At 74.5% G+C, this 22,971-nt stretch carries 22 protein-coding genes; 8 read left to right on the top strand and 14 right to left on the bottom strand.

Going from position 1 to position 22,971, the window contains the following annotated elements:
• Window positions 1–13: 13 nt before the first annotated feature.
• From ABIE39_RS11495 to ABIE39_RS11475, 5 genes are all read right to left on the bottom strand, one after another.
• Window positions 14–178 carry a hypothetical protein gene (locus ABIE39_RS11495; protein ID WP_158097153.1) on the bottom strand — a complete coding sequence of 55 codons (165 nt, stop codon included), beginning with the start codon at window positions 176–178 and terminating at the stop codon, window positions 14–16.
• 84 nt (window positions 179–262) lie between these two features.
• Window positions 263–1,381: a glycosyltransferase family 2 protein gene (locus ABIE39_RS11490; protein WP_354051812.1), complete on the bottom strand. Its 1,119-nt coding sequence runs from the start codon at window positions 1,379–1,381 to the stop codon at window positions 263–265.
• Between the two features lie 176 nt (window positions 1,382–1,557).
• On the bottom strand, window positions 1,558–2,277 hold the full coding sequence (locus ABIE39_RS11485; RefSeq protein ID WP_354051810.1) for an anti-sigma factor family protein: 720 nt from the start codon (window positions 2,275–2,277) through the stop codon (window positions 1,558–1,560).
• Entirely contained in the window at window positions 2,274–2,780 is a 507-nt protein-coding gene (locus ABIE39_RS11480; protein WP_269467723.1) for a sigma-70 family RNA polymerase sigma factor, read from the bottom strand. Before ABIE39_RS11480 ends, ABIE39_RS11485 begins: the two co-directional genes overlap by 4 nt.
• A gap of 20 nt (window positions 2,781–2,800) precedes the next feature.
• Window positions 2,801–3,487, bottom strand: a complete 687-nt coding sequence (locus ABIE39_RS11475; RefSeq protein WP_354051808.1) for a YceI family protein — start codon at window positions 3,485–3,487, stop codon at window positions 2,801–2,803.
• 246 nt (window positions 3,488–3,733) lie between these two features.
• On the opposite strand from ABIE39_RS11475, the gene ABIE39_RS11470 reads away from it, so the two are divergent.
• Window positions 3,734–4,300, top strand: a complete 567-nt coding sequence (locus ABIE39_RS11470; protein WP_354051806.1) for a COG4315 family predicted lipoprotein — start codon at window positions 3,734–3,736, stop codon at window positions 4,298–4,300.
• A gap of 76 nt (window positions 4,301–4,376) precedes the next feature.
• Here ABIE39_RS11470 and ABIE39_RS11465 read toward each other — a convergent pair whose 3' ends face one another.
• From ABIE39_RS11465 to ABIE39_RS11445, 5 genes are all read right to left on the bottom strand, one after another.
• Entirely contained in the window at window positions 4,377–4,790 is a 414-nt protein-coding gene (locus ABIE39_RS11465) for a VOC family protein (protein WP_209827855.1), read from the bottom strand.
• Between the two features lie 3 nt (window positions 4,791–4,793).
• Entirely contained in the window at window positions 4,794–5,576 is a 783-nt protein-coding gene (locus ABIE39_RS11460; RefSeq protein WP_354051804.1) for a deoxyribonuclease IV, read from the bottom strand.
• Between the two features lie 43 nt (window positions 5,577–5,619).
• On the bottom strand, window positions 5,620–5,865 hold the full coding sequence (locus ABIE39_RS11455; RefSeq protein ID WP_209827859.1) for a hypothetical protein: 246 nt from the start codon (window positions 5,863–5,865) through the stop codon (window positions 5,620–5,622).
• Between the two features lie 246 nt (window positions 5,866–6,111).
• The gene (locus tag ABIE39_RS11450) at window positions 6,112–7,251 is read right to left on the bottom strand and encodes an RDD family protein (RefSeq protein ID WP_354051802.1); all 1,140 of its coding nucleotides are present in this window, start codon (window positions 7,249–7,251) and stop codon (window positions 6,112–6,114) included.
• 132 nt (window positions 7,252–7,383) lie between these two features.
• Complete coding sequence (locus ABIE39_RS11445; RefSeq protein WP_175008859.1) at window positions 7,384–8,628, bottom strand: MFS transporter; 1,245 nt, start codon at window positions 8,626–8,628, stop codon at window positions 7,384–7,386.
• Between the two features lie 66 nt (window positions 8,629–8,694).
• Between ABIE39_RS11445 and ABIE39_RS11440 the strand changes: the two genes are divergently transcribed.
• A complete protein-coding gene (locus ABIE39_RS11440) occupies window positions 8,695–9,126 on the top strand; it encodes a MerR family transcriptional regulator (protein ID WP_175008858.1) in 432 nt (143 codons plus the stop codon).
• 57 nt (window positions 9,127–9,183) lie between these two features.
• Here ABIE39_RS11440 and ABIE39_RS11435 read toward each other — a convergent pair whose 3' ends face one another.
• Window positions 9,184–9,519: a YnfA family protein gene (locus ABIE39_RS11435; protein WP_053369133.1), complete on the bottom strand. Its 336-nt coding sequence runs from the start codon at window positions 9,517–9,519 to the stop codon at window positions 9,184–9,186.
• Window positions 9,520–9,605: 86 nt separating this feature from the next.
• Here ABIE39_RS11435 and ABIE39_RS11430 point away from each other — a divergent pair, with 86 nt between their 5' ends.
• From ABIE39_RS11430 to ABIE39_RS11405, 6 genes are all read left to right on the top strand, one after another.
• Window positions 9,606–10,622: a substrate-binding domain-containing protein gene (locus ABIE39_RS11430; protein ID WP_175008857.1), complete on the top strand. Its 1,017-nt coding sequence runs from the start codon at window positions 9,606–9,608 to the stop codon at window positions 10,620–10,622.
• A gap of 280 nt (window positions 10,623–10,902) precedes the next feature.
• The gene (locus ABIE39_RS11425) at window positions 10,903–13,089 is read left to right on the top strand and encodes an alpha-galactosidase (RefSeq protein ID WP_502914858.1); all 2,187 of its coding nucleotides are present in this window, start codon (window positions 10,903–10,905) and stop codon (window positions 13,087–13,089) included.
• On the top strand, window positions 13,086–14,021 hold the full coding sequence (locus ABIE39_RS11420; RefSeq protein ID WP_175008856.1) for an ABC transporter permease subunit: 936 nt from the start codon (window positions 13,086–13,088) through the stop codon (window positions 14,019–14,021). Before ABIE39_RS11425 ends, ABIE39_RS11420 begins: the two co-directional genes overlap by 4 nt.
• A gap of 7 nt (window positions 14,022–14,028) precedes the next feature.
• Window positions 14,029–14,982: a carbohydrate ABC transporter permease gene (locus ABIE39_RS11415; RefSeq protein ID WP_209827869.1), complete on the top strand. Its 954-nt coding sequence runs from the start codon at window positions 14,029–14,031 to the stop codon at window positions 14,980–14,982.
• A 98-nt stretch (window positions 14,983–15,080) separates the two neighbouring features.
• Window positions 15,081–16,421: an extracellular solute-binding protein gene (locus ABIE39_RS11410; RefSeq protein WP_175008855.1), complete on the top strand. Its 1,341-nt coding sequence runs from the start codon at window positions 15,081–15,083 to the stop codon at window positions 16,419–16,421.
• 102 nt (window positions 16,422–16,523) lie between these two features.
• On the top strand, window positions 16,524–19,427 hold the full coding sequence (locus ABIE39_RS11405; protein ID WP_354051798.1) for a hypothetical protein: 2,904 nt from the start codon (window positions 16,524–16,526) through the stop codon (window positions 19,425–19,427).
• 423 nt (window positions 19,428–19,850) lie between these two features.
• On the opposite strand, the gene ABIE39_RS11400 is transcribed toward ABIE39_RS11405, so the two are convergent.
• The 3 genes from ABIE39_RS11400 to ABIE39_RS11390 form a co-directional block, all read right to left on the bottom strand.
• Window positions 19,851–20,486 carry a sugar O-acetyltransferase gene (locus ABIE39_RS11400; protein ID WP_354051796.1) on the bottom strand — a complete coding sequence of 212 codons (636 nt, stop codon included), beginning with the start codon at window positions 20,484–20,486 and terminating at the stop codon, window positions 19,851–19,853.
• Between the two features lie 120 nt (window positions 20,487–20,606).
• Complete coding sequence (locus ABIE39_RS11395) at window positions 20,607–21,332, bottom strand: HEAT repeat domain-containing protein (RefSeq protein ID WP_209827877.1); 726 nt, start codon at window positions 21,330–21,332, stop codon at window positions 20,607–20,609.
• Between the two features lie 106 nt (window positions 21,333–21,438).
• Entirely contained in the window at window positions 21,439–22,875 is a 1,437-nt protein-coding gene (locus ABIE39_RS11390; protein WP_354051794.1) for an NAD(P)/FAD-dependent oxidoreductase, read from the bottom strand.
• Between the last annotated feature and the right edge of the window lie 96 nt (window positions 22,876–22,971).

The following is a 22,971-nucleotide window of genomic DNA, read 5'->3' as shown; positions in this document are numbered from 1 at the left end:
CGTCGGCCGCCTCTCAGCGCTGCGCGCGGGCGGCGGCCCGACGGCGCAGCACGCGTGCCGTCGTGACGAGCGCGAGGCCGGCGACGAGGAGCGTCCAGGCCGCGACGACGTGGAACGCGGTCGCGACGCCGGTGACGGCGAGGACGGGGGCGGTCTGGGCGAGGGTCGAGTTGTACATGGCTGCTGTCCTTCCGGGACGGGTGAGGGCATGCCGAGGACGTCCCGGTCGCGTGCGCGGCGGGGCGGGTCGGCGGGGGTGAGGTCAGGCGGTGGCGGCGACGTGGTTCCACGTCGTCTGGCGCCGCGTGACGAACAGCGCTGCGGCGTGCAGGAACGCACGCTGCAGGGCGAGGTCGTAGAGGAGCTCCGGCAGCACGAGCGCGGCCAGGAGCCGCGCGCGCCGCCCGGCGCCCCAGACGGTGACGAGGCGCTCCGCGGCGAACACGAGCCCGACGGCCGCCCACAGCGGGGACAGCGTGAAGGTCCCCGTCACGAGGGTGACGGCCGTGAGGAGCAGGTAGGCCGCCATCATGAGCGTGCCGACGGCGAGCATCACCTGCTGGCCGACGTAGCGCCACGTGGTGCGCGTGAGCCCGTACTCGGCGAGGTTGTCGAGCATCCCCTTGTACCAGCGGACGCGCTGCCGGTGCAGGTCCCCGGCCGTCGGCATGAGCTCGGTCGTGCAGCTCATGGTGACGGGCGAGCGCAGCTCGTGGCCGATCGTGCGCAGCGCGAGCGTGAGCTCGGAGTCCTCGGTGATCGCGTGCCGGTCGTACACGTCGCCGCGCTCGCCGGGGAGGACCGAGCCGCGGGCGTCGGCGACCTCCTGGAGCGCGGTGCGGCGCACGAGCGCGGCGGTCCCGGTGAGCACGGCCGTGCGGCCGGTGAGGTCCACCTGCACGCCGTAGCGCGTGTACTCGTTGGCCTGGCAGTGCTGCAGGTAGCCCTGCGGCGGCCGACCGCGGAACACGCCGCCGACCGCGGCGACCTCGGGCGCCGAGGCGAGGACGGCGAGCCCCTCCTCGACGAACGTGGGGGCGATCGTGGTGTCCGCGTCGAGGACCATGACGACGTCCTCCGTCGTGGTCGCGATCGCCTGGTTGAGCGCGCCCGCCTTGCGGGCCGTGTTGCCCACGGTCTCCATGACGTCCGCGCCGGCGGCGCGGGCGACCGCGACGGTCGCGTCCGTGCTGTTGTCCGAGACGACGAGCACCCGGTCGGGGCGGCGCGTCTGGGCCGCGAGCGAGGCGACGGTGGCGGGGAGCGCCTGCTCCTCGTCGTGGGCGGGGATGACGACGACGACGCGCACGGCGGGCCCGTCCGCGGGACGGGCGGCCGCCTCGGTGCGGTGGCGGGGGGTGTGCGGGGCAGTGGTGTTCACCGGAGGCTCCAGGTCGACGAGTGCTGTCGACAAGGAGCCTCCGGCGGTCGCCTCAGCGTTCCCGCGGGGCCGGCGCGGGGGTCGGCGAGGTCTGGCTCAGCGTTGCGGAAGCCCGGTGGTGTGGTTCAACCCGAGGATTTCCTGAGGGTCCGGCCGCCCCGGGGGCCGGGCCTGGGTCAGACGTCGGCGGCCGCGAGCGCGCCGTCGACCCCCACGACCCCGAGCTCGAGCCGGGCGATCCCGTCCACCGGCACCGCCGACGACGCGCCCAGGCCCGACGAGCTCCCCGCCTCCGTCGAGGACCACGTCGCCACGACCGAGCGGGTGCCGTCGTCGTCCACGAGCACGAGCTCGTACGTCGCGCCGTCCTCCCACACCCCGGCCGGGTACGAGCACGACCAGTCGAGGCGCGTGCCCCACGACGCCGGGGTGAGCGTGAGCTCGGCGCGCACGTCCGCGCCCCCGACCGGCTCGAGCGCGACCTGGGTCGTCGCGGACGTCGCGGGGGGCCCGGCGTCGTCCGACCGCGTCACCGCCACCCCGCCCGCCGCGCCCGCGACGACCAGGCCCACCGCCGCGACGGAGAGGAGCGACCGCCGTCGGGTGCGGCGCCGTCGGGCGCTCGCGGCGACCACCGCGAGCGGCACGACGGCGCCCCCCGCCCCGTCGGACGCCTCGGCCGGGACGTCGGAGCGCGCGTCGTCGACGAGCGCGTCCGCGTGCTCGGCCGTGAGCATCCCGAGGATGCCCGGCATGCCCGCGAGCTCCGCCACGGCCTCGCGGCACGCCGCGCACGTCGCGAGGTGCTGCTCGAACGCCCGCCGGTCGCGCGGGCTGAGCGCGCCCAGCACGTAGGCGGCGTCCCACTCGCGGTACGGGTCCGGGGTGGCGGTCATGACGAGACTCCCTTCTCCTGCAGCGCGAGCCTCAGCGCGCGGAGCGCGTAGTGCATGCGGGACTTCACCGTCCCGGGCGGGACGCCGTGCGCCGACGCCATCTCGGCCACGGACCGCCCGTGGTAGTACGCGTCGACGACGACCGCCCGGTGCTCGGGCGAGAGCGACACGAGCGCGTCCGCGACGAGCCACGCGTCGAGCACGGCCTGCGTCGCGTCCGCCTCGCCGCGGTCGGGCACGTCGGCGCTCGCGAGCTCGCGGCGGTGGTGCGCGCTGCGCAGCTCGTCCACGACGAGGTTGCGCGCCACCGTGAAGAGCCACGCGCGCACCGACCCCTCCGGCCGCTCCAGCACCTCGGGGTGGCGCCACGCGCGCAGCAACGTCTCCTGCACCACGTCCTGCGCCTGCGCCGGGTCGTCGGTGAGGCGCGCGACGTAGCGCTCCAGCGCCGGCCCGTGCGCGGCGTGGACCGCCCGCAGCAGGTCGTCGGCGTCGGCGCGCACGCGCGGCACCTCCCCGTCGGTCACGACCCGGCCGACCGCACGAGGTCGAGGCCGAACTCGACGCTGCCCGCGTCGTCGACCGTGACGAACCCGAGGCTCGGTGCCTCCACGTCGAAGTCGGAGAACGTGATCGGCACGCTCCCGACGACCTGGACGCCGTCGGAGGTCGGGCCGACCTGCGCCTCGACCGTGACGGCCTGCGTCACGCCGTGGATCGTCAGGTCGCCCGCGAGCTCGACGTCGCCCGAGCCGGTGGGCAGGTCCACCGGGCTGGTGAGCTCGAACGTCGCGGTCGGGTACGTCCCGACCTCGAGCGCGTCGCCCCGGAAGTACGCGTCGCGCGGCGGCTCGTCCGTCGCGACGCTCGCCATGTCGACCTCGATCGACGCCGCGGTGAGCGCGCCGTCCGCGACGGTGAACGTCCCCGTGACCTCCTCGGTCCGGCCGGTCACCGTGACGTCCTCGCCCTGCAGCACCTCGTGCACGCGGTACCCGGCGTACGAGCCGTCCCCGACCGTCCACGCACCGGCCAGGTCGGCGGCGTCGAGCGCGGCGCCGTCGCCCGACGACGCGTCGAGCGTCGGCTCCTCGGCCGCCGCCCGGTTGGACCAGTCCGCGTACAGGCCCGGGCCGAACGCGACGGCAGCACCGCCGAGCACCACGACACCGACCCCGACCCCCACGAGCACCTTCGTCCTCCTGCGCACGTCTGCCCCTTCCGATCATCCTCTGCGACTCCGTCACCTGGGAGACGAGGCAGCGGCCCGATCGGTTCACCCGGGTCCGTCGACGGGTGGCCCGGGATCGCCCCGGCGGGCGGACGGGCCGTCGGACGGGCGGGTGGCGTGCGGCCCGACGCGCGGGCGCGGGCCCGGTGAACCTCGCGGCGCGCCGCGCCGTCGTGAGAGTAGGGGCCGTGCTCGCGACCCCGACCGTCCTTCCGAGGAGTCGACATGCGACGCACCCTGACCACCGGCGTCCCGGCCGCCACCACCTGGGCCGTCACCGCCCTGCTCGCCGCCACCCTCGCCGGGTGCTCCGGCGGGGGAGGCGGCCTCTACGGGGGCGGTGGCCCCAGCCCGTCGGGATCGACGTCCGACGGCTCGACCTCCGACGGTTCGGCAAGCGGCGGCTCGGCGGGCGTCGCGCTCGGCACGGCGGACTCGTCGCTCGGGACCGTCGTGGTCGACGGCCAGGGCATGACCGTCTACTACTACGACAAGGACACGAAGGGCTCGGGCACGAGCGCGTGCGAGGGCGAGTGCACCGCCGCGTGGCCCGCCGTCCACGCGGCGAGCGCGGACCCCGAGGTCGACGGCGTGACGGGCGAGGTCGGCACCATCACCGGGGTCGACGGCGAGCCCCAGGTCACCGTCGACGGCCGCCCGGTCTACACGTACGCGGCCGACACCGGCCCCGGCGACGTCACGGGCCAGGGCGTGAACGGCGTCTGGCACGTGGTGGCACCGGACGGCACCGAGATCATGGACGCGGCCCCCGCCGCCGGGTCGGGCTACTGACCGGCGCGCGGGGCCGACCTCGCGCGGGCTGGTCCCGCGGGGTCGGCCGCGTGCGTGCCCGCCTCGCGCGGGTGGGTCACGGGTGGTCGAGCGGCGGCGAGCTCAGGCAGAACGGGTGGCCCTCCGGATCGGCGTAGACGCGGAACAGGTCGTCGGGGTGGCCCTCGTCCTCCGGGGTGCCCGTGAGCGGGCGCGCGCCGCACGCGAGCGCGTGCTCGTGCGCCGCGGCGAGGTCGGGGACGTCCAGGTCGACGTGCACGCGCGCCCCGCCGGGCCAGGGCGGCACCTCGGCGTCGGACCGCTGGAACGCGAGGCGCGACGCGCCGCCCGGGACCTGGAGCGAGAGCCAGTCGTCGCCCGCCGGGTCCACGGTCTCGTGGCCGGGCGTGTACGCCCAGCCGGTCAGGCGCCGGTAGAACTCCGCGAGCGCGCGCGGGTCGCGCGCGTCGACGGTGACGTTGCGGAGCCGCAGCGGGCGCGGTTCTCCCACGGCTCAGCCGACCTGCTCCCGCACCCACGCGACGTCGGCCGGGACGTCGGCGTGCGTCTCGCAGACGACCGACGTGCCCGCCGCGCGCACGACCCCGAGCAGGAGCTCCGGGTCGATCGTCCCCGCCGTGAGGCCGGCGTGGCGGTCGGCGCCGGAGCCTGCGGTGTCGCGGCTGTTGTTGAGGTGCACGAGGTCGACGCGGCCGGTGATCGCGCGCACGTCGTCGACCGCCGTCGTGAGGTCGATGCCGCCCGCCCACGCGTGGCACGTGTCGAGGCAGAACCCGACGTTCTCGGCACCGTCGGCCTGCTGCACGGCCGCCCACAGGCCCTCGATGCGGTCGAGGCGGCGGGCCATCGAGAAGTCGCCCCCGGCGGTGTTCTCGATGTACACGGTGACGTCCGTCTGGAGCGCGTCGATCGCCTTGCGCCAGTTGTCGAAGCCCTTCGCCGGGTCCTCGTTCGCGGTGACGTGCCCGCCGTGGACCACGACGCCCGTCGCGCCGACCGCCGCCGCGCCGTCCACGATCTGCTGGAGCAGCTTGCGGCTCGGGATGCGGATGCGGTTGTTGGGGCTCGCGACGTTGATGACGTACGGCGCGTGCACGACGAGCTCGAGGTCCGCCGCCGCGGCGGCGTCCTTCAGGGCCTCCGCACCGCCCGGGAACGTGAACTCCGGTCCCTTCCAGGACTGGGGGTCCCCGAGGAAGATCTGGGCGACGTCCGCGCCGATGCTCGCTGCCTGCGCGACGACGTCTGACTGGTCGAGGTGGGCTCCGATCCGCATGGGGACCAACCTACGCGGCGCCGCCCACGGGCGCGGCCGCTCGTCACCAGCCGGTCGAGCTCTTCCGGATGACGTCGCGGCGCAGGTCGAGCAGCGCCGCGCGGGCGCGCCGACGGCGGTCGGTCGGGTCGACCGTGAGCTCGTCGCCGGGGTTCGCCCGACGGCGCGGCTCGCCGTGGACGTTCAGGTCGGGTGCGGCGCCGTGGTCGGCCGTGCGGTGCACCGCCGTGGTCGGGCCGGCCGACGTCGGGGCGGGCGGGGCGGAGAAGAGCGGGCGGTTGTCCGGCACGGGAGCCTCCTCGGGGACTCCGTCGCGCGGGGCGGCGGAGGGTCGGGACGATGCTGGTGCGCCGGGCTCGCCGCCCGGCGCCCCCTCATCGTGCGACCGCGACGTTTCCCCCGGTCGTCCTGAACGTTTCGGCCATGTTGCGCCCCCACCCCGGCGCCGAGCACGGGGTTCCCGACCGCCCGAGCCCGATCCCGGTCGCCGACCCCGTGCTCGACGACGCCTGGGCGGGTGGGGGGCACTTCCGCGTCAGGACGGGCCGCGGGCTCCGCAGGTGGCGACCGTCTGCGGACCTTCCTCGCCGTCGACGACCACCGAGGCCTCCCAGCGCCAGGCCTGCGGCAGCAGGTCGACCGTCCCCGCCGGGACGTGGACCGTGCCGAGACCGGAGCCCGGCGACGTGGGCTCGACCGGCTCCCACCCCGGCCCGCTGCCCGGCGTCTCCTCGACGCGGAAGGACGACCGGAACTCGCCCAGCTCGTCGCCCTGCCACGTGGCGAGGCGCAGGACGAGCGCGCCGTCCAGCGGCCTGTCGAGCGTCGCCCCCGCGTCGATGTCGACGGCGAACGCCGCCTCGAGCCCCGGCTCGTTCCCGGCCCACGGGGGGAGGGGGTCCGTCCGGGTGACGCCCCAGCGCGTCACGGTGCCCGGGACCGACCAGCCGGAGACGTCGACGTCGCCGACCGTCAGCGGCGACTCGGCCGCCACCTCCGGCGTGCACGACGTTCTCCCCACGTCCACGCCGCTGTGCGTGGTCGGGCCGAGCATGAAGACGGCGCTGCCCACCGCCGCGAGCGTCGCCGCGCCGGTCACGACGCGCGACGGCGTCGGGCCGCCCACGCCGGTGCCCGGGCCGAGGAACGGGACGGGCGGCCGGACGCGCCGGAGCACGACGGTGCTGCACAGCGAGTCGGCGAACGTGCGGCGCTGCGGGTGCCACAGGGGCCGGAGGAAACCGATGTAGAGCAGCGCGTCGAGGATGTGCGCCACGTCCCGCAGGACGGTACGGACGAGTCCCGCGGGGCGGCCCGTGGCGTCGTGCACGACGACGATCCCCACCGTGCGCTTGCCGGGGGTCGCGCCCGTCCAGGCCTGGAGGGCGAGGAGCGCGGCCGTGGTCCCGAGGGCCCACCACGTCCCGCCGGGCGCCGGTGTCTCCGTGCTCGTGCTGAAGCTGATCGTCGGGACCCAGGCGACCTCGTAGGCCGGCCCCACGGCGAGGAACAGCACCGTCGCGGCGATCGCGGTGTCGAGCAGCGACGCCACGACCCGCCGTGACCAGCTCGCGTAGGGGCCGGGCGCAGGTCCGAGCTCCGGGAGCGCGTCGTCGAGGTTCCCGGCTCCGACGGATTCCGTCGGCCCCCTGCCGGTCGGGGCGTCGATGGCCACGCGCGCATCCTGGCACACCCTGCTCCCGCTGAACACACCCTCTCGCCGAGCACGAGGTTGCCGGCGTTCTCGGCGCGAGAACGCCGGCAACCTCGTGCTCGACGCGGAGCAGCCTCGTGCTCGGCCGTCGTCTCAGCGGAAGGAGTGCGGCCGACCTCGGGCGACGGTCGCGAGCACCGGGACCATGAGCGCGAGGGAGACCCACGGGAGGCCGCCCGGTCCCGCGACGGCGAGCGCCGCGCCGCCGACGGCCCCGCCGAGCGCGACGGACGTGTTCCAGACGGTGACGAGCGCGGACTGCGCGACGTCGGCGCCGTCGCCCGCGGCCCGGGCGGCGGCGGTCGTGTAGAGCGTCCCGGCGCCACCGAACGCGGCGCCCCAGGCGGCGACGGCGAGCACGACGACGACGGTCGACGTCGGGGCGAGGCCGAGCACGAGCATCGCGAGGGCGAAGACGACGACTGACCCGAGGGTGAGGGCGCGCAGGCGGTGGTCGATGAGCGCGCCGACGAGCACGAGCGCCCCGGCGGACGCGGCGCCGAGGACGAGCAGGAGCGCGCTGGTTCGCGAGCCCTGGCCGAGGTGCGCGAGGTGGACCGCGACGTACGTGTAGAGCGACGTGTTGGCGAGCACGTTGAGCCCGGTGACGAGCAGCACGGGCCGCAGCCCGGGACGGGGGAGGACGGCGCGGATCGCGAGCTGTGCGCCGCGCGGGGTGCCTGCCGCGCCGGGGACGCCGAGCCGGATCCAGGCGAGCAGCGCGACCCCGACGACGGAGAGGACGCCGAACGTCCAGCGCCACCCGACGGCGGCGCCCAGCACGGCCCCGGCGGGGACGCCGAGCGTGAGGGCGAGCGGGCCGCCGGCCATGGCGATCGTCATCGCACGGCCGACGCGGTCCGCCGGCACGATCCGGCGCACGTACCCGGGCAGGAGCGCCCACGTCAGACCGGCGACGAGCCCTGCGGCGAAGCGCGCGACGAGCGTCAGCGCGAACGACGACGACACCGCGGTCACGGTGTTGGCGACGACGAACCCCGCGACCGTCACGAGGAGCAGCGTGCGGCGGTCCCACCGCACCGTGGCACGCGTGAGCGGGATCGCGGCGACGATCGCCCCGACGGCGAACGCGGTGACGGTCTGCCCGGCCGCTCCGGCCCCGACGCCGAGGTCGGCGGCCATGGCGGGCAGCACGCCCGCGGGGAGGATCTCGGTGAGCAGCGTGAGGAACCCCGACGCCGCGAGCGCGACGAGCGCGCCGACGGGCAGGACGCCGGGGCTGGGGGTCACCGGGGTCGGCGGGGGTGCCGGAGTGCCGACCGAGGTGGGGCCCGTGACGGCGGCGGGAACGGTGGTGGGTGTGCTCGTCGTGGACATGGGGTTAGCATCGATGTCTGACATTGATGTGAAGGTCAAGCGCCACGACCCGGTGAGGTGGATCACGTGCGAATCGGCGAGCTGTCCCGGCGCACCGGGACCCCGACGCGACTCCTGCGGTACTACGAGGAGCAGGGCCTGTTCACGCCCGAGCGGGCCGAGAACGGCTACCGCGAGTACGGCGAGCACCTCGTCGACCGCGTGCTCCAGATCCGCGGGCTCCTCGAGGTGGGCTTCACGACGAAGATCATCAAGGAGTTCCTGCCCTGCCTCGGCAACGCGCCGGAGATCCACCTGCACAACGCCTACCCGGACAAGATCGCGCTCCTCGAGACCGAGCTCGCGCGCCTGGAGGACCGCATCCGCATCCTCGAGAAGAACCGCGAGGCGATCGCCGACTACCTCGACCGCATCCGCCCGTACGCGCAGCGGCCGGAGGACCGCGTCGCCGGGAGCGCCTCGTCGAGCACGACGTTGCTGTCGTCATCCGCCGGATAGCGACGGCAACGTCGTGCTCGGCGGGGGATGGGCAGGGGTGTGGGCGGGGGGCCTCGGTCACTCGGGGCGCGGGGCGTACATGATGACGGCGACGCCGGCGAGGCACAGCAGCGCGCCGGCCACGTCCCAGCGGTCCGGGCGGAAGCCGTCCACGACCATGCCCCACGCGAGCGAGCCGGCGACGAACACCCCGCCGTACGCGGCGAGGATGCGGCCGAAGCTCGCGTCCGGCTGGAGCGTCGCGACGACGCCGTAGAGCCCGAGCGCGACGACGCCCGCCCCGATCCACAGCCAGCCCCGGTGCTCGCGCAGCCCCTGCCACACGAGCCACGCCCCGCCGATCTCGAGCAGCGCGGCGAGCACGAACAGCGGGATCGAGCGCGCGAGGTCCATGCTCGCCAGCGTAGGGGCGTGGGCGCGCACCCGAGGAAGGATCCCGTCGTGCAAACGTAGGTCGGGATTCGGCGTAGCCTTCCGGGGTGACGACTCCCAGACACCAGCCGCCCGTGCTCTCCGACGTGGCTGAGCTCGCCGGGGTGAGCGTCTCGACGGTCTCGCGCGTCCTCACCGGACGCACCCCGGTGAGCCCGCGGCTGCGGGACAAGGTGCAGGCCGCCGTCTCGCAGCTCGGCTACCGCCCCAACGCCGCTGCGCAGACGCTCGTCAGCGGGCGGAGGTCGACGGTCGCGGTGCTCGCGCGCAACACGCTGCGCTACGGCTACGCCGCCACGCTCCAGGGGATCGAGGAGGCGGCGCGCGCCGCGGGCTACGTCGTCTCGATCGCCGTCGTGGAGTCGGAGGCCCCTCGCGACCTGGGCCGGGCGGTCGACCTCGTCCTGTCGCAGTCGCTCGCCGGAGCGATCGTGGTCGAGTTCGACTCGCTCGGCGTGCGCACGCTCGAGGCGCTGCCGGAGGCGCTGCCCGTCGTGGCGGCCGCGGGTGCGCGACGGCGGCAGGGGCCGCGACCGCACGCGTTCCTCGACGACCAGGCCGGCGGCGAGGAGGCGACGCGCTACCTGCTGGGGCTGGGGCACCGCACCGTCCACCACGTCGCGATCCCCGCGACCCGGCCGCGCAGCGGGCGCAGCTGGGGGTGGCGGCGCGCGCTCGAGGCGGCCGGGGTCGAGCGGCCGGACGTGGTCCAGGCGAGCTACGACCCCGACTCCGGCTACGAGGCGGGGCTGCGCCTGGCCGACGACCCCGACGTCACCGCCGTCCTGTGCGGAAACGACGAGCTGGCGATCGGCGTCATGCGGGCGCTGGCCGAGCGCGGGCGCCGCGTCCCGGAGGACGTCAGCGTGGTCGGGTTCGACGACCAGCCGTTCGCGCGCATGTGGAGCCCGCCGCTGACGACGGTCGCCCAGGACTTCGTGGACCTCGGCCGGCGCACCTTCGGGATGCTGGCGCGCTGGGTCGAGACGGGCGAGCCGCCGGAGGACAGCGCGACCCGGCCCACGCTCGTCGTCCGGGAGAGCGCCGCGCCGCCGCGCGTCTGACCCCGCGCCTGACCTCCCGGCGCCTGGTGTCGCGCGTCGGACGCCCCCGCGTGCCTGACGCGCTCCCGTGGCGCTCGGCCCGACGCGCTCGTCCTCGACCGCGGGCCTTGCCTGACGTCTCCGCCCCCGTCCCGGGGCCTCTTCTTCCGCCGCGACCACGGCCGATCGGACGCCGCTCTTCTGACCGACGTTTGCAGAACCTTGGATGTGTGCGCTAACTTCTGACCAACGTTTGCAGAACCCGCACCGGTGCGGGGCGACGAGGGAGTGCGCGTACGTGGTGAGCACAACGATGGCCGAGGACGTCCGGGACGCGGGCGGGACCCCTGTCTGGCCCCGGGTGGTGCGTCTGGCGGCGGCGGGGGCCGCCGTCGTCCTGCTGCTCCCCGAGGACGGTCTCCCCGAGGTCCTGCACTGGGGCTCTGACATCGGCGAGAGCCGGCAGGACCTCGAGGCCCTCGAGCGCGCGACCCGCCCCGTCCTCGCCACGAACGGCGTCGACCAGGGGGTGCGCGTCTCCCTGCTGCCGGAGTCCTGGACCGGCTGGACGGGCACGCCGGGCCTCGCGGGGCACCGCGCGGGCGCGAGCTGGTCGCCCCGGTTCCGCCCGGTCCGGATCGACGTCGACCAACGTCGGGACGGCGGCGCGGTCGTCGTCGAGGCGCGCGACGCGGACGCGGGGCTGCGCCTCGGGCTGGAGCTGGAGATGCTCCCGTCGGGGCTGCTCCGCCTCCGCGGCCGCGTCACCAACGTCGCCGCCCGGCCCTACACGCTCGACGGCCTGCGGCTCGCCCTGCCGGTCCCCACGACGGCGGACGAGCTCCTCGACCTCGCCGGTCGCTGGGCCAAGGAGCGGGTCCCGCAGCGCTCCGCCTTCGTCGTCGGCTCCCACGTCCGCGAGGGTCGGCACGGCCGGACCGGCGCGGACGCCGCGACCGTGCTCGTCGCGGGCGAGCCCGGGTTCGGGTTCGACGCCGGGGAGACGTGGGGGGTCCACGTGGCCTTCAGCGGCAACCACGTCGTCTCCGCCGAGCGGACCTTCGACGGGCGTCGGCTCCTCCTCGGGGGCGAGCTGCTGCTCCCCGGCGAGGTGGAGCTCGCCCCGGAGGAGTCGTACACGGGCCCCTGGCTCTACGCGAGCCACGCGGACGGTCTCGACGCGCTCGCCGCGCGGTTCCACGACCACCTCCGCGCACGACCCGGCCACCCGCGCACCCCGCGACCGGTCGTCATGAACGTGTGGGAGGCCGTGTACTTCGACCACGACCTCGACCGCCTCAAGGGGCTCGCCGACCTCGCCGCCGAGGTGGGGACCGAGCGGTTCGTCCTCGACGACGGCTGGTTCGGCGGGCGTCGGGACGACGCCACGGGCCTCGGCGACTGGACCGTGTCCGACGACGTCTGGGGAGACGGGCGCTTCGCCGACCTCGTCCGGCACGTCAAGCGGCGCGGGATGGAGTTCGGCCTCTGGTTCGAGCCCGAGATGGTGAACCTCGACTCCGACCTCGCCAGGCGGCACCCCGAGTGGATCCTCCAGGTGGAGGGACGGCTCCCCGTCGAGGCGCGGCACCAGCAGGTGCTCGACCTCTCGCACCCGGGCGCGTACGAGCACGTGCTCTCGAGCATCGTCGCGATCGTCCGCGAGCACGGTGTCGACTTCGTCAAGTGGGACCACAACCGCGACCTCGTCGACGCGGGCTCGACGCGCACCGGTCGTGCAGGGGTCCACGAGCAGACCCTCGCGACGTACCGCCTCCTGGACGAGGTCCGCGAACGGTGCCCGGGGCTCGAGATCGAGTCCTGCTCGTCCGGCGGAGCGCGCGTCGACCTCGAGATCCTCGAGCGGACCGACCGGGTCTGGGCGTCGGACTGCATCGACGCCCACGAGCGGCAGCAGATCCAGCGCTGGACGGCGCAGCTCCTCCCGCCCGAGCTGGTCGGCAGCCACGTGGGGGCCGACCGGGCGCACACGACCGGGCGCCGGCTCGACCTGTCGTTCCGCGCGGCCACGGCGCTCTTCGGCCACTTCGGGATCGAGTGGGACCTCTCGGAGGCCACGGAGGCGGAGCGGCGCGAGCTCGCCGACTGGGTGGAGCACTACAAGCAGGTGCGCCACCTCGTGCACACGGGCCGGGTCGTGCGCCGGTCGCTGGAGGGGGGAGACCTGTGGCTGCACGGCGCCGTGAGCCCGGACCGCACGGAGGCGCTGTACGGGCTCACGCTGCGCGAGCGCCACGTGACGTGGCCCGCGGGGCGCGTGCAGCTCCCCGGTCTCGACCCCGACGCGACCTACGTCGTCCGCCCGTCCGGGCCGTCGATGGTCCGCGCCGACGACCCGCGGTCGGCGCCCGCGTGGTGGGCGGGCGGGCTCCGGCTGAGCGGAGCGGCCCTCGGGTCCGTCGGGCTGAGCGTCCCCGCGCTCGACCCGGACCAGGCGGTGCTGATCCACGTGGAGGTGGAACGATGACCACGCAGGCGACGGGTCCACGGCGGACGACCGCCCCTCCGACGGCGCGACGACGGTCGCAGGAGCTGCGGAACCTGCCGGCGGCCCTGCTGTTCGTGCTGCCTGCCGGGATCGGGTTCGTCGTCTTCTTCCTGTGGCCGGCGCTCCGGGGGATCTGGCTGAGCCTCACCGACTCGACCGCCTTCAACACCGGCGGGTTCGTGGGGCTCGAGAACTACCAGCGGATGGTCGCGGACCCGGTGTTCTGGAACGCCTTCAAGGTGACCGTCTGGTACGTGCTGCTCAACATCGGCCTTCAGACGGTGCTCGCGGTCGTGGTGGCGGTGCTCATGCACCGGCTCACGCGGTCCTTGGTGGTCCGCGGCATCATCCTCACGCCGTACCTCGTGTCCAACGTCGTCGCGGCGATGCTCTTCCTCATGCTGCTCGACTACCAGCTCGGCTTCGTCAACGAGCTGGTCGAGTCGCTCGGCGGCGACCGCATCATGTTCTTCGGCGACCAGTCGCTCGTGATCCCGACGATCGCCCTCGTCAACGTGTGGCGCCATCTCGGCTACACGGCGCTCCTGCTGTTCGCGGGACTTCAGACGATCCCCGAGAACCTCTACGAGGCGGGCCGCGTCGACGGCGCGTCCGAGCTGCGCATGTTCCGGTCGATCACGATGCCGCTGCTGCGCCCGTACCTGGGTCTCGTGCTCATCGTCACGATGATCGGCTCGTTCCAGGTGTTCGACACCGTCTCCGTCGCGACCCAGGGCGGGCCGGCGAACGCCTCGAACGTCATCCAGTACTACATCTACGAGGTCGCCTTCAGCCGCGGGTACGACTTCGGGTACGCGTCGGCCATGTCGGTCGCGCTGCTCGTGGTGCTCGCCGCGATCGCGATCGTCCAGTTCCGGCTCACCCGGGCGAACCAGAACGACATGGCGTGAGGTACCGATGACCACCACAGCTCCCGCTCCCGTCGCCACGCCGACCGGACCCGCCCATCCCGAGCCGGCACCCCGCCGGCGCCGACGTCGCACCACGCCGGGCCGGGTCCTCGGCTGGGTCGTGCTCGCGCTCCTCCTGGTCGTGACGCTCTTCCCCTTCTACTGGATGCTCCGCACCGCGTTGTCCACGAACGCCGCGCTGCCGGGAGGAGCGGCCGACCCGCTGCCGGTCGGGTTCAGCGGGGAGGGCTTCCGCCGCGCGCTCGGGCTCGCCACGGCACAGGAGTCGCTCGCGGACGGCGGGTCCGGCGCCTCGATGGACTTCCCGCGCTACCTGCTGAACTCGGTCGTGGTCGCGACGCTCGTCACCGTGTGCCAGGTGTTCTTCTCGGCGATGGCGGCGTACGCGTTCGCGCGGCTGCGCTGGCCGGGGCGCGACGCCGTCTACGCGGTCTTCCTCGCCGGCCTGATGATCCCGACCATCTTCACGCTGCTGCCGAACTTCCTGCTCGTGCGCGACCTCGGTCTGCTCGACACGCTGCCCGGCATCGCGCTCCCCACGATGCTCATGACGCCGTTCGCCGTGTTCTTCCTCCGCCAGTTCTTCGCCGGGATCAGCTTCGAGATCGAGGAGGCGGCGAAGCTCGACGGTGCCGGCCGGTTCCGGACGTTCTTCACCATCGTGCTGCCCATGGCGTCGCCCGCCGTGGTCACGCTCGCGGTCCTCACGTACATCACGGCCTGGAACGACTACCTGTGGCCTCTGCTCGTGAGCCAGTCCGACGACTCACGAGTCCTGACCCTCGCGCTCGGGATCTTCCGGGCGCAGTCCCCCCAGGCGTCCCCGGACTGGGCGGGGCTCATGGCGGCGACGCTGCTCGCGGCGCTGCCGATGCTCCTGCTCTTCCTCGCCTTCGCGAAGAGGATCGTCAACTCGATCGGCTTCACCGGGATCAAGTAGCCGCTCGGCACCAGGGGGTAGGGGGTACGGGCCGGCGGCCGTCGGACCCGACAACCATTCCGCACCATCGACGCGGATGTCTGCGAAAGGGAACAACGATGCGAAAGTCTGTCCACGTCGCGGTGGCGGGATGCCTGGTCCTGGCCCTCGGTGCGTGCTCGTCGGGAGGCGGCTCGGGCTCGGGAGGGTCGGGCGAGCAGGTCTCGTACTGGCTCTGGGACTCGAACCAGGTGCCCGCCTACCAGGAGTGCGCGGCCGCGTTCACGGAGCAGAACCCGGACATCACGATCAAGATCGAGCAGTTCGCCTGGGACGACTACTGGACGAAGCTCACCGCCTCCTTCGTGGGAGGCTCCGGCCCGGACGTGTTCGTCGACCACCTGTCGAAGTACGGCGAGTTCGCGGCGCAGGGCCAGATCGTCCCGCTCGACGACCTCGTGGAGGAGGACTCGGTCGACACGTCGGTCTACGCCGACGGCCTCGTCGACCCGTGGCGGTACGCCGACGGGTCGCTCTACGGCCTGCCGAAGGACTGGGACACGACCGCGTTCTTCTACAACGAGGCGCTGGTCGCCGACGCGGGCTACACGGCGGAGGACCTGTGGGCCGCCGACTGGAACCCCGACGACGGCGGCACGTTCGAGCAGATCGTCGCGCACCTGACGGTGGACGCGAACGGCGTGCGCGGTGACGAGGCCGGGTTCGACGCGTCGAACGTCGCGGTCTACGGCCTGGGCATCAACCCGAACTTCGAGGAGACGGGCCAGATGCAGTGGGCGAACTTCACGGGGTCGCTCGACTGGGACTACCTCGACCAGAACCCGTGGGGCACGCGCTACAACTTCGACGACCCGGAGTTCCAGAAGACCGTCGACTGGTTCTACGGCCTCGCCGACAAGGGCTACGCGCCCGCCGCCGGGGTCTTCTCCGAGGAGACGCTCACCCAGGTGGGCTCCGGCAAGGTCGCCATGGGTACCAACGGCTCGTGGGCGACGGGAACCTTCAAGGCGCTCGAGGGCGTCGACGTCGGGATCGCGCCCGGGCCGGTCGGGCCGACGGGTGACCGCGCCTCGGTCTTCAACGGCGTCGCCGACTCGATCAGCGCGTCGTCGAAGAAGCAGGACGCGGCCTGGGAGTGGGTCAAGTACCTCGGGTCGAGCGCGTGCCAGGACGTCGTCGCCGAGCACGCCGTCGTGTTCCCCGCGATCCCCGGCTCGGCCGACAAGGCGCTGGAGGCCTTCGACGCGAAGGGCTGGGACGTCTCGGCGTTCTTCAGCTACCGCGAGGACGGGCGCACGTTCCTCCCGCCGATCACCGTCCGGGCCGGCGAGGTGAACGCGATCGCGTCGGTCGCCTTCGAGGACATCGCGCTCGGGAACAAGGACGCGTCGTCGCTGACCGAGGCCAACGAGCAGATCAACGCGGTCCTCGCGGACTGAGCACCAGCACGACGGCGGGGTGCGGCGGAGTGGCCGCATCCCGTCGGCGGGGCGGTCGTCCCGGCCGCCCCGCTTCCCGACAGCACGAAGGAGTGTGGACAGATGCACGGCAGGAGAGCGGACGGCGGGCGCAGGATGCTTCGCCGGCTCACGGCAGGGCTGACCGCGTCCGTGGTCGCGGCGACCGGCGCGGTGACCGTGCTGCCCGGCGCGGCGGCCGCGGAGGACGTGGAGGTCCTGGCCGTCGACCTGGCAGCGTCGACGGGCGCGGTGCAGGGCGGAGCCTCGGGCATGCTCTACGGGCTGGGCGACGACGGCGTGCCCACCGACCCGATCATCGCGGGGGCCCGGCCGACCAACGTCACCCAGAAGGCGCCGCACGGCGCGCAGCACCCCAACGGGGACCCGCTCGACGTCGAGCGCTCGCTCTTCGAGAACGGGGGCGAGTACCTGATGGTGAACATCCAGGACTACTACCCCGACTGGCCCTACAACGGCGGCAAGCGTCCCGAGGACTTCGACACGTACCTCGACATCGTCCGCACCGTGGTGACGAGCATCGTCGAGGAGTCCGACCACCCCGAGCGGTACGTCTTCACCCCGTTCAACGAGCCCGACGGCATCAACTGGTACGGCGACTGGAACGCGATGCGGGACACGTTCCTCGCGGACTGGAAGGCCGCCTACGAGACCATCAAGGAGGTCTACCCGGAGGCGAGGATCGCCGGCCCCGGTGACGCGTGGTGGCACGGGACGAGCACCCGCCAGATCCTCACCTACGCCAAGGCCCACGACGTCCTGCCGGACATGTGGACGTGGCACGAGCTCGGTGTCGAGAACCTCGCGACCTTCCGCTCGCACCTCGCCGAGTTCCGCCGGATCGAGCAGGAGGTCGGCGTGGGCCCGCTGCCCGTGAACATCACGGAGTACGCGATGCGTCGTGACATGGGCGTGCCGGGTCAGCTGGTGCAGTGGATCTCGATGTTCGAGGACGAGAAGGTCGACGCCCAGACGGCGTACTGGACCTTCGCGGGCAACCTCAACGACAACATGGCCAAGAACAACGGCGCGAACGGCGCGTGGTGGCTGCTCAAGTGGTACGGCGACCTCACGGGGGAGACCGTGGAGCTCACCCCGCCGGCCCTGGACAAGGTCGACACGCTGCAGGGGCTCGCCGCCCTGGACGCCGAGAGGCGTCAGGCGACGGTGCTCTTCGGTGGCGGCTCGAAGGACGTCCGCGTCGACGTGTCGGGGGTCGACCCGGAGGTCTTCGGCGACGAGGTCGACGTCCAGGTGCGCCGGGCGGAGTTCACCGGGCAGGAGGGCGAGGCCCTGGCGCCGCCGGTCGTGGTGGCCGAGCGCGCGTCGGTGGTCGACGGCGCGGTGCAGGTCGTCGTCCCGAACGACGACCGTCACTCCGCCTACCAGGTCGTGGTGACGCCGGCCCTCGACGAGGCGCCCGTGGCGGACACGACGTGGAGGCAGCGCGTGGAGGCGGAGTCGACCCGGCTGTCCGGGCTGACGGTCGTGGACCGACCGGCCGGTGACGCGTGGACGTTCGCGGCCTCGGGCGCCAAGGACGTGCGCGGGTTCACGACGGCGGGCGCGTCGGCGTCGTGGACGGTCGACGTCCCGACGACGGGCACCTACCGCCTGGGCGTCATCGCGGGGGTGAACGGGCCGAACGTGGGGCCGGGTTCGCACGCGCTGTTCGTCGACGGGGCTCCGGCGGGGACGATCCGCTACGAGGCGGGGTTCTCGGACTCCTACCGCGGCAAGGCGGAGGTCCTGGTGGAGCTCGAGGCGGGTGCGCGCGAGCTGTCGGTGCGCGCGAGCGCCGACGGGTCGAGCGTGCTGCCCGGGGCGAACGTCACCCTCGACCGGTTCGACCTCGAGCGGGTGGACGGGCCGGACACGACGACCTATCCGGCCCACCTCGCCCGCCTGCAGGGCGCGTCGGTCTCCTACGACGCCGGAGAGGCCGGGCGGGTGCACGTCGGCGGCGAGGACACCGCGACGTTCTACGTGGCCGCGCGCGAGACGGGGTACTACGACGTCGCGCTCGACTACTCCGCGGGCGCACCGACCACGGTGGGCCTGCGGCTCAACGGCCGGGAGGTCGTGGGCCTCGAGGCCGACGCCGCCGGTGCGCGCACCTCGTCGGCGCGGGTGCACCTCGCGCAGGGGATCACGGAGCTCGCGGTCACCGCGCCGGGCGGCATCTCGCTGGGTTCGCTGACGACCACGCGTGCGGCCGGGTCGGACGCGTCGGTCGAGACGGTCGAGGCCGAGGACGTGCTCCAGCTCTCGGGCGGCGCGCGGCTGGAGTCGGTCGCGCAGCCGACCGACGTGTCGGGACGGCAGGTCTCCTGGCTGGGCGGCAGCGAGCAGAGCGTCGCGGTGTGGCCGCGCGCCGAGGGTGTGGGCGCGGGCCAGTACGACCTCGTGGTGCGGTACGCGAACGCGGAGAAGAACACCGGGCACGCCTACAACACCGACGTCATCACGCGTTTCCTCGACGTGAGCGAGGCCGGCGGCGGCACCACGCGCGGCGCCTTCCGGCACAACTACTCGTGGAAGGGCTTCTGGACCCACACGGTCGCGCTGGACCTGACCACCGACGACGGCGCCCTGACACTGGGCAACGCCACGGGCTGGGCCCCGAACCTGGACACCCTCGCCCTCGCACCGCTCGTGCTGGACGTGAGCAACGGGACGTCCTCGCCGGGCGTCGCGGTGGAGGTCCAGGTGCAGCCGCGCTGCCTGGCGGGCACCGCGTACCTCGCCGTGCGGGCGACGAACGAGGAGCCGTCCGCGGTCGACGTCGGCGTCGTCACGGCGTACGGCAGCCGCGACTTCGTGGCGGTCGCACCCGAGCGCTCCGGCTACCAGTCGTTCGCCGTGCGCGCGACCCGGCTCGAGGCGGGGACCGTCACGGTGACCGCGTCGACGGACGGGCGCGACGGCCGGTACGACGTCGCGTACGACGCGCTCGACTGCGGCTGACCGCCTGACGGTCGACCGACGTCGCTCGGGCCCCGCACGGGAGTGGACCGTGCGGGGCCCGAGCGTCGTGCTCCCCAGGGGGCACGAGCGCCGAGGATCCCGAGGCGGAGCGCCGCGCGGCTACCGCCGGACCTGCTCCAGCGGCTCCGCGAGCCGGGTGCACTCGCTGCACCGCAGGCGACGTGCCGTCCGCACGACGGGGTTTCCCACGGAGGTGGCGGGGATCCGGATCCTCACCTCGTGGGTGTGCTCCGCGCACGTGGCCGCGCCGCACTCGCTGCACACGGCCGTCGCGACCCGGCCGTCGCGGGGGGTGGTCCCGCACACTGCATGGCTCCTGCTCTCCGCCGGCGCCGGGCGCCGGCTGCTCGGTGACTCCGTCGTCCTGCGCGCCGGGCGTCGTCGTCCGGGCGCGGGTGCCGTTCAGCGGGCGGTGCTGTCCGCGCGGTCCGTGGCGATCGCGCGGACGGGTCGGCACGGGTTCCCCACCGCGACGACGCCCGCGGGGATGTCTCGCGTGACCACGGAGCCGGCCCCGATGATGCTGTCGTCGCCGATCGTCACGCCGGGCGTGATGGTGACCGAGCCGCCGATCCACACGTTGCTGCCGATCGTGACGGGCTCGGGGCGCTCCCAGCCCTCGCGGCGGCGGACGACGTCCTCGGCGTGGTTCGGCGTGTAGATCGAGCAGCGCGGCCCGATGAGGCAGTCCGGGCCGATCGTGACGAGGCCGCCGCCGATGACCATGAAGTCGGCGTTGACGAAGGTCCGCGCGCCGATCAGCAGACGGTCGCCGTAGTCGATCGTCAGCGGCGGGCGGAAGTCGATCCCGTCCTCGGCGCCGGGGACGAGGCGGTGGAAGAGGCGGCGCGCCTCGTCGACGTCCTCGTCGTACACGCGCCCGATGCGGGCGCACGTCGCGTGCGCGTCGCGGGTCAGCTCCTGCAGCGCCGGCGACGTGCGGTAGCGCAGCCACCCGCCGGAGAGCAGGCTGCGCAGGTCCTCGTCCGTGGCGGCCAGCTCGGCCATCCTCGTGGTCGGCTCGGTCGTGCTGCTCATCGGACTCCCTCGTCGCCGATTAGTATTTCGGTTAAACATATAAGCGTCCGGCACGCGACGCAAGGCCCCTCGAGGACGACTTCCGTGCCGCCGTCGCCGGGACGGTCGCGCGCGGCGCGGTCACGGCGTGCGGTCGAGCACGCGGCGCAGACGGGCCTTCTTCTCGTTCTCGCGCACGACCCACGCCACGTCCGGGTCCGACGACCCGCGCAGCGTCGCGAACCGCGGCACACCGGCGGCCGGGTCGCCGACGACGGCGACGCTCCAGCAGTACCCGAGGGCCTGGCGCAGCGTGCGCACGTCGGGGTCGCGGCGCGCGTCAACGGGGAGCGCGCCGATCGAGGCGGTCGCGGCCGCGCACGCGTCCAGGGCGGCGGTCGCGGTCGCGGGGTCGCGGAGGAGACGCGGTTCGCAGATCCCGGCGACGGCGGCGCGACGGACAAGCGGGTCGGGGTCGGCGACCCACGACGCGACGAGCGCGCGCAGGGTGGCGGGCTCGGCGTCCCCGATGCGCTGGAGCGCCATCGCGGCGGCCTCGCGGACGCGCCAGGACCCGTCCGACGCGCGGGCGCGCAGCCGGTCGGTCGGCTCCGCGCGCGCGTCGGCGGGGGCCTCGACGACGAGCCGGCCCAGCCCGCACGTCCCGCAGCACCGGAGGTACTCGTCGGGGTCGTCGGCCAGGGCGCGCACGAGGTCGGCGGGCGCGACGTCGGCGAACGCGCCGAGGAGCTCGAGGTTCGCCCGGGGCCCGGGCAGGCCCGACCCCGCGGTGAGGTGCGCGCGCACTGCCGCCGGGTCGCCGTCGAGCGCGCGCAGCGCGGCCCGGTGCTCCTCCCGCACGGTCATACCGACCACGCTAGGACGCGGCGCCCCCGTCCGACAGGGTCTTTCGGCCAGCGCTGCCGGAGCGGCCGCGCCGAGCCGATTCCGTCCGGGGGCGTCGCCGTCGGGCTCAGCGCAGCGGGTCGAACGCGCGGATCTCGTCGGGGGTCTCGCCGGTCGTCACGAGGTGGGCGAGCGCCCGGCCGGTCGCGGGCCCGAGCACCATGCCCCACATGCCGTGGCCGCCCGCGACGTAGACGCCGCGCGTGCGCGTCGCGCCGACGAGCGGCAGGCCGTCCGGCGTGACCGGGCGCGAGCCGACCCACTCGTCGTGACGCTCGTCGAGGTCGACGCCCTGGAACAGGTGCCGCACGGACGCGAGGATCGCCTCGATGCGCCGGGGCTGGAGCGGCTCGTCCGGGCCGCGGAACTCCATGGTCCCCGCGATGCGGAACCGGCCCTGGTAGGGCGTGCACGCGACGCGGCGCGCGGGCAGGTAGATCGGCGTCTCGACGGGCTCGTCGGTCTTCACGGTGAACGAGTAGCCGCGTCCGGCCTGCACGCGCGTGCGCACGCCGAGCGGCGCCGCGAGCGAGGGCAGCCACGCGCCGGTCGCGAGCACGACGGCGTCGCCGCGCAGCACGACGCCCTCCTCGCGGTCGGCGGGGGACGCGGCCCGGCGCGGCGCCCCGGCGTCCGGCCCGACGCCGTCGGCCACCCCGGACCCGTCGCTCGCCCCGGCGCCCACGAGCGCGGGGTGCCGGGCGGCGTCGGGGTGCACCGCACGCGCGAAGACGCACGCGCCGAGGCGGCCGGGCTCGACGTCGAGCACGTCGAGGCCGGTGAGGATGGTGCCGCCGCGGGCGCGCACGGAGTCGGCGAGCGCGTGGACGTACGGTCCGGGCTCGAGGAAGCGCTGACCCTCCAGCGCGTAGACGGTGGAGACGCGGTCCGTGAGCTGGTGCGCGCGCTCCCCGGCCTCGACGCGCCGGACGGGGACGGTCTGCCCGGCGGCGGCGACGTGCTCGAGCTCGCGCAGGAAGGGCCGAGCCTCGCGGACGTGCTCGAACGCGACGGTGAACGGGCCGGGGGTCGTGCCGGCCTCGACGCCGTGGCCGAGGCTGCCGCCTGCGGTGAGCTCGTCGAACGCGTCGAGCGCGACGCGGTCGATCGGGGTGAGGGCCGCCATCGCGCGGTCCCAGCGCGCCTGCGTCGCGTGCGCCATGAAGCGCGCGAAGAACGTCCACAGGCGCGGGTCGAACCGCAGCGGGACGTGCAGGGGAGCGGCGGGGTCGAGGAGGGCGCGCGGCCCGTACGTCCACAGCGACGGGTCGGCGAGCGGCATCGCCATGCCGGGGGTGAGCCACCCGGCGTTGCCCCAGGAGGAGCCCGCGGCGACGCCCTCGCGGTCGACGACGGTCACCTCGACGCCCTGCTCCTGGAGGTGCCACGCGGTGGCGAGCCCCACCATGCCGGCGCCGACGACGACGGCCGTGCGCGGGGCGCGGCCGGGGGGTGCCGTCCGGGCGTCGTGGGAACGGGGACGGGGACGAGAGGTCGTGCTCACGCCGGGCTCCTTCGACCGACGCCCGCCCCGCGGGTGGCGAGGCGGGCGCGTGGCTGGTGCGCGGCGGGATGGTGCCGCACGACTCTCAGCGTGGTG

Origin of the sequence: Cellulosimicrobium sp. 4261 (assembly GCF_040546915.1) — a bacterium.
GTDB lineage: Bacteria > Actinomycetota > Actinomycetes > Actinomycetales > Cellulomonadaceae > Cellulosimicrobium > Cellulosimicrobium cinnabarinum.
The sequence above is the reverse complement of the archived record's forward strand: the minus strand, read 5'-3'. Positions and strand labels throughout refer to the sequence as shown.

What these genes read in the sequence shown, in the direction of transcription:
- ABIE39_RS11495 (WP_158097153.1), bottom strand. Translation starts at nt 178, where the DNA reads ATGTACAACTCGACCCTCGCCCAGACCGCCCCCGTCCTCGCCGTCACC.
- ABIE39_RS11485 (WP_354051810.1), bottom strand. Translation starts at nt 2,277, where the DNA reads ATGACCGCCACCCCGGACCCGTACCGCGAGTGGGACGCCGCCTACGTG.
- ABIE39_RS11470 (WP_354051806.1), top strand. Translation starts at nt 3,734, where the DNA reads ATGCGACGCACCCTGACCACCGGCGTCCCGGCCGCCACCACCTGGGCC.
- ABIE39_RS11460 (WP_354051804.1), bottom strand. Translation starts at nt 5,576, where the DNA reads ATGCGGATCGGAGCCCACCTCGACCAGTCAGACGTCGTCGCGCAGGCA.
- ABIE39_RS11445 (WP_175008859.1), bottom strand. Translation starts at nt 8,628, where the DNA reads ATGTCCACGACGAGCACACCCACCACCGTTCCCGCCGCCGTCACGGGC.
- ABIE39_RS11435 (WP_053369133.1), bottom strand. Translation starts at nt 9,519, where the DNA reads ATGGACCTCGCGCGCTCGATCCCGCTGTTCGTGCTCGCCGCGCTGCTC.
- ABIE39_RS11420 (WP_175008856.1), top strand. Translation starts at nt 13,086, where the DNA reads ATGACCACGCAGGCGACGGGTCCACGGCGGACGACCGCCCCTCCGACG.
- ABIE39_RS11415 (WP_209827869.1), top strand. Translation starts at nt 14,029, where the DNA reads ATGACCACCACAGCTCCCGCTCCCGTCGCCACGCCGACCGGACCCGCC.
- ABIE39_RS11410 (WP_175008855.1), top strand. Translation starts at nt 15,081, where the DNA reads ATGCGAAAGTCTGTCCACGTCGCGGTGGCGGGATGCCTGGTCCTGGCC.
- ABIE39_RS11405 (WP_354051798.1), top strand. Translation starts at nt 16,524, where the DNA reads ATGCACGGCAGGAGAGCGGACGGCGGGCGCAGGATGCTTCGCCGGCTC.
- ABIE39_RS11400 (WP_354051796.1), bottom strand. Translation starts at nt 20,486, where the DNA reads ATGAGCAGCACGACCGAGCCGACCACGAGGATGGCCGAGCTGGCCGCC.
- ABIE39_RS11395 (WP_209827877.1), bottom strand. Translation starts at nt 21,332, where the DNA reads ATGACCGTGCGGGAGGAGCACCGGGCCGCGCTGCGCGCGCTCGACGGC.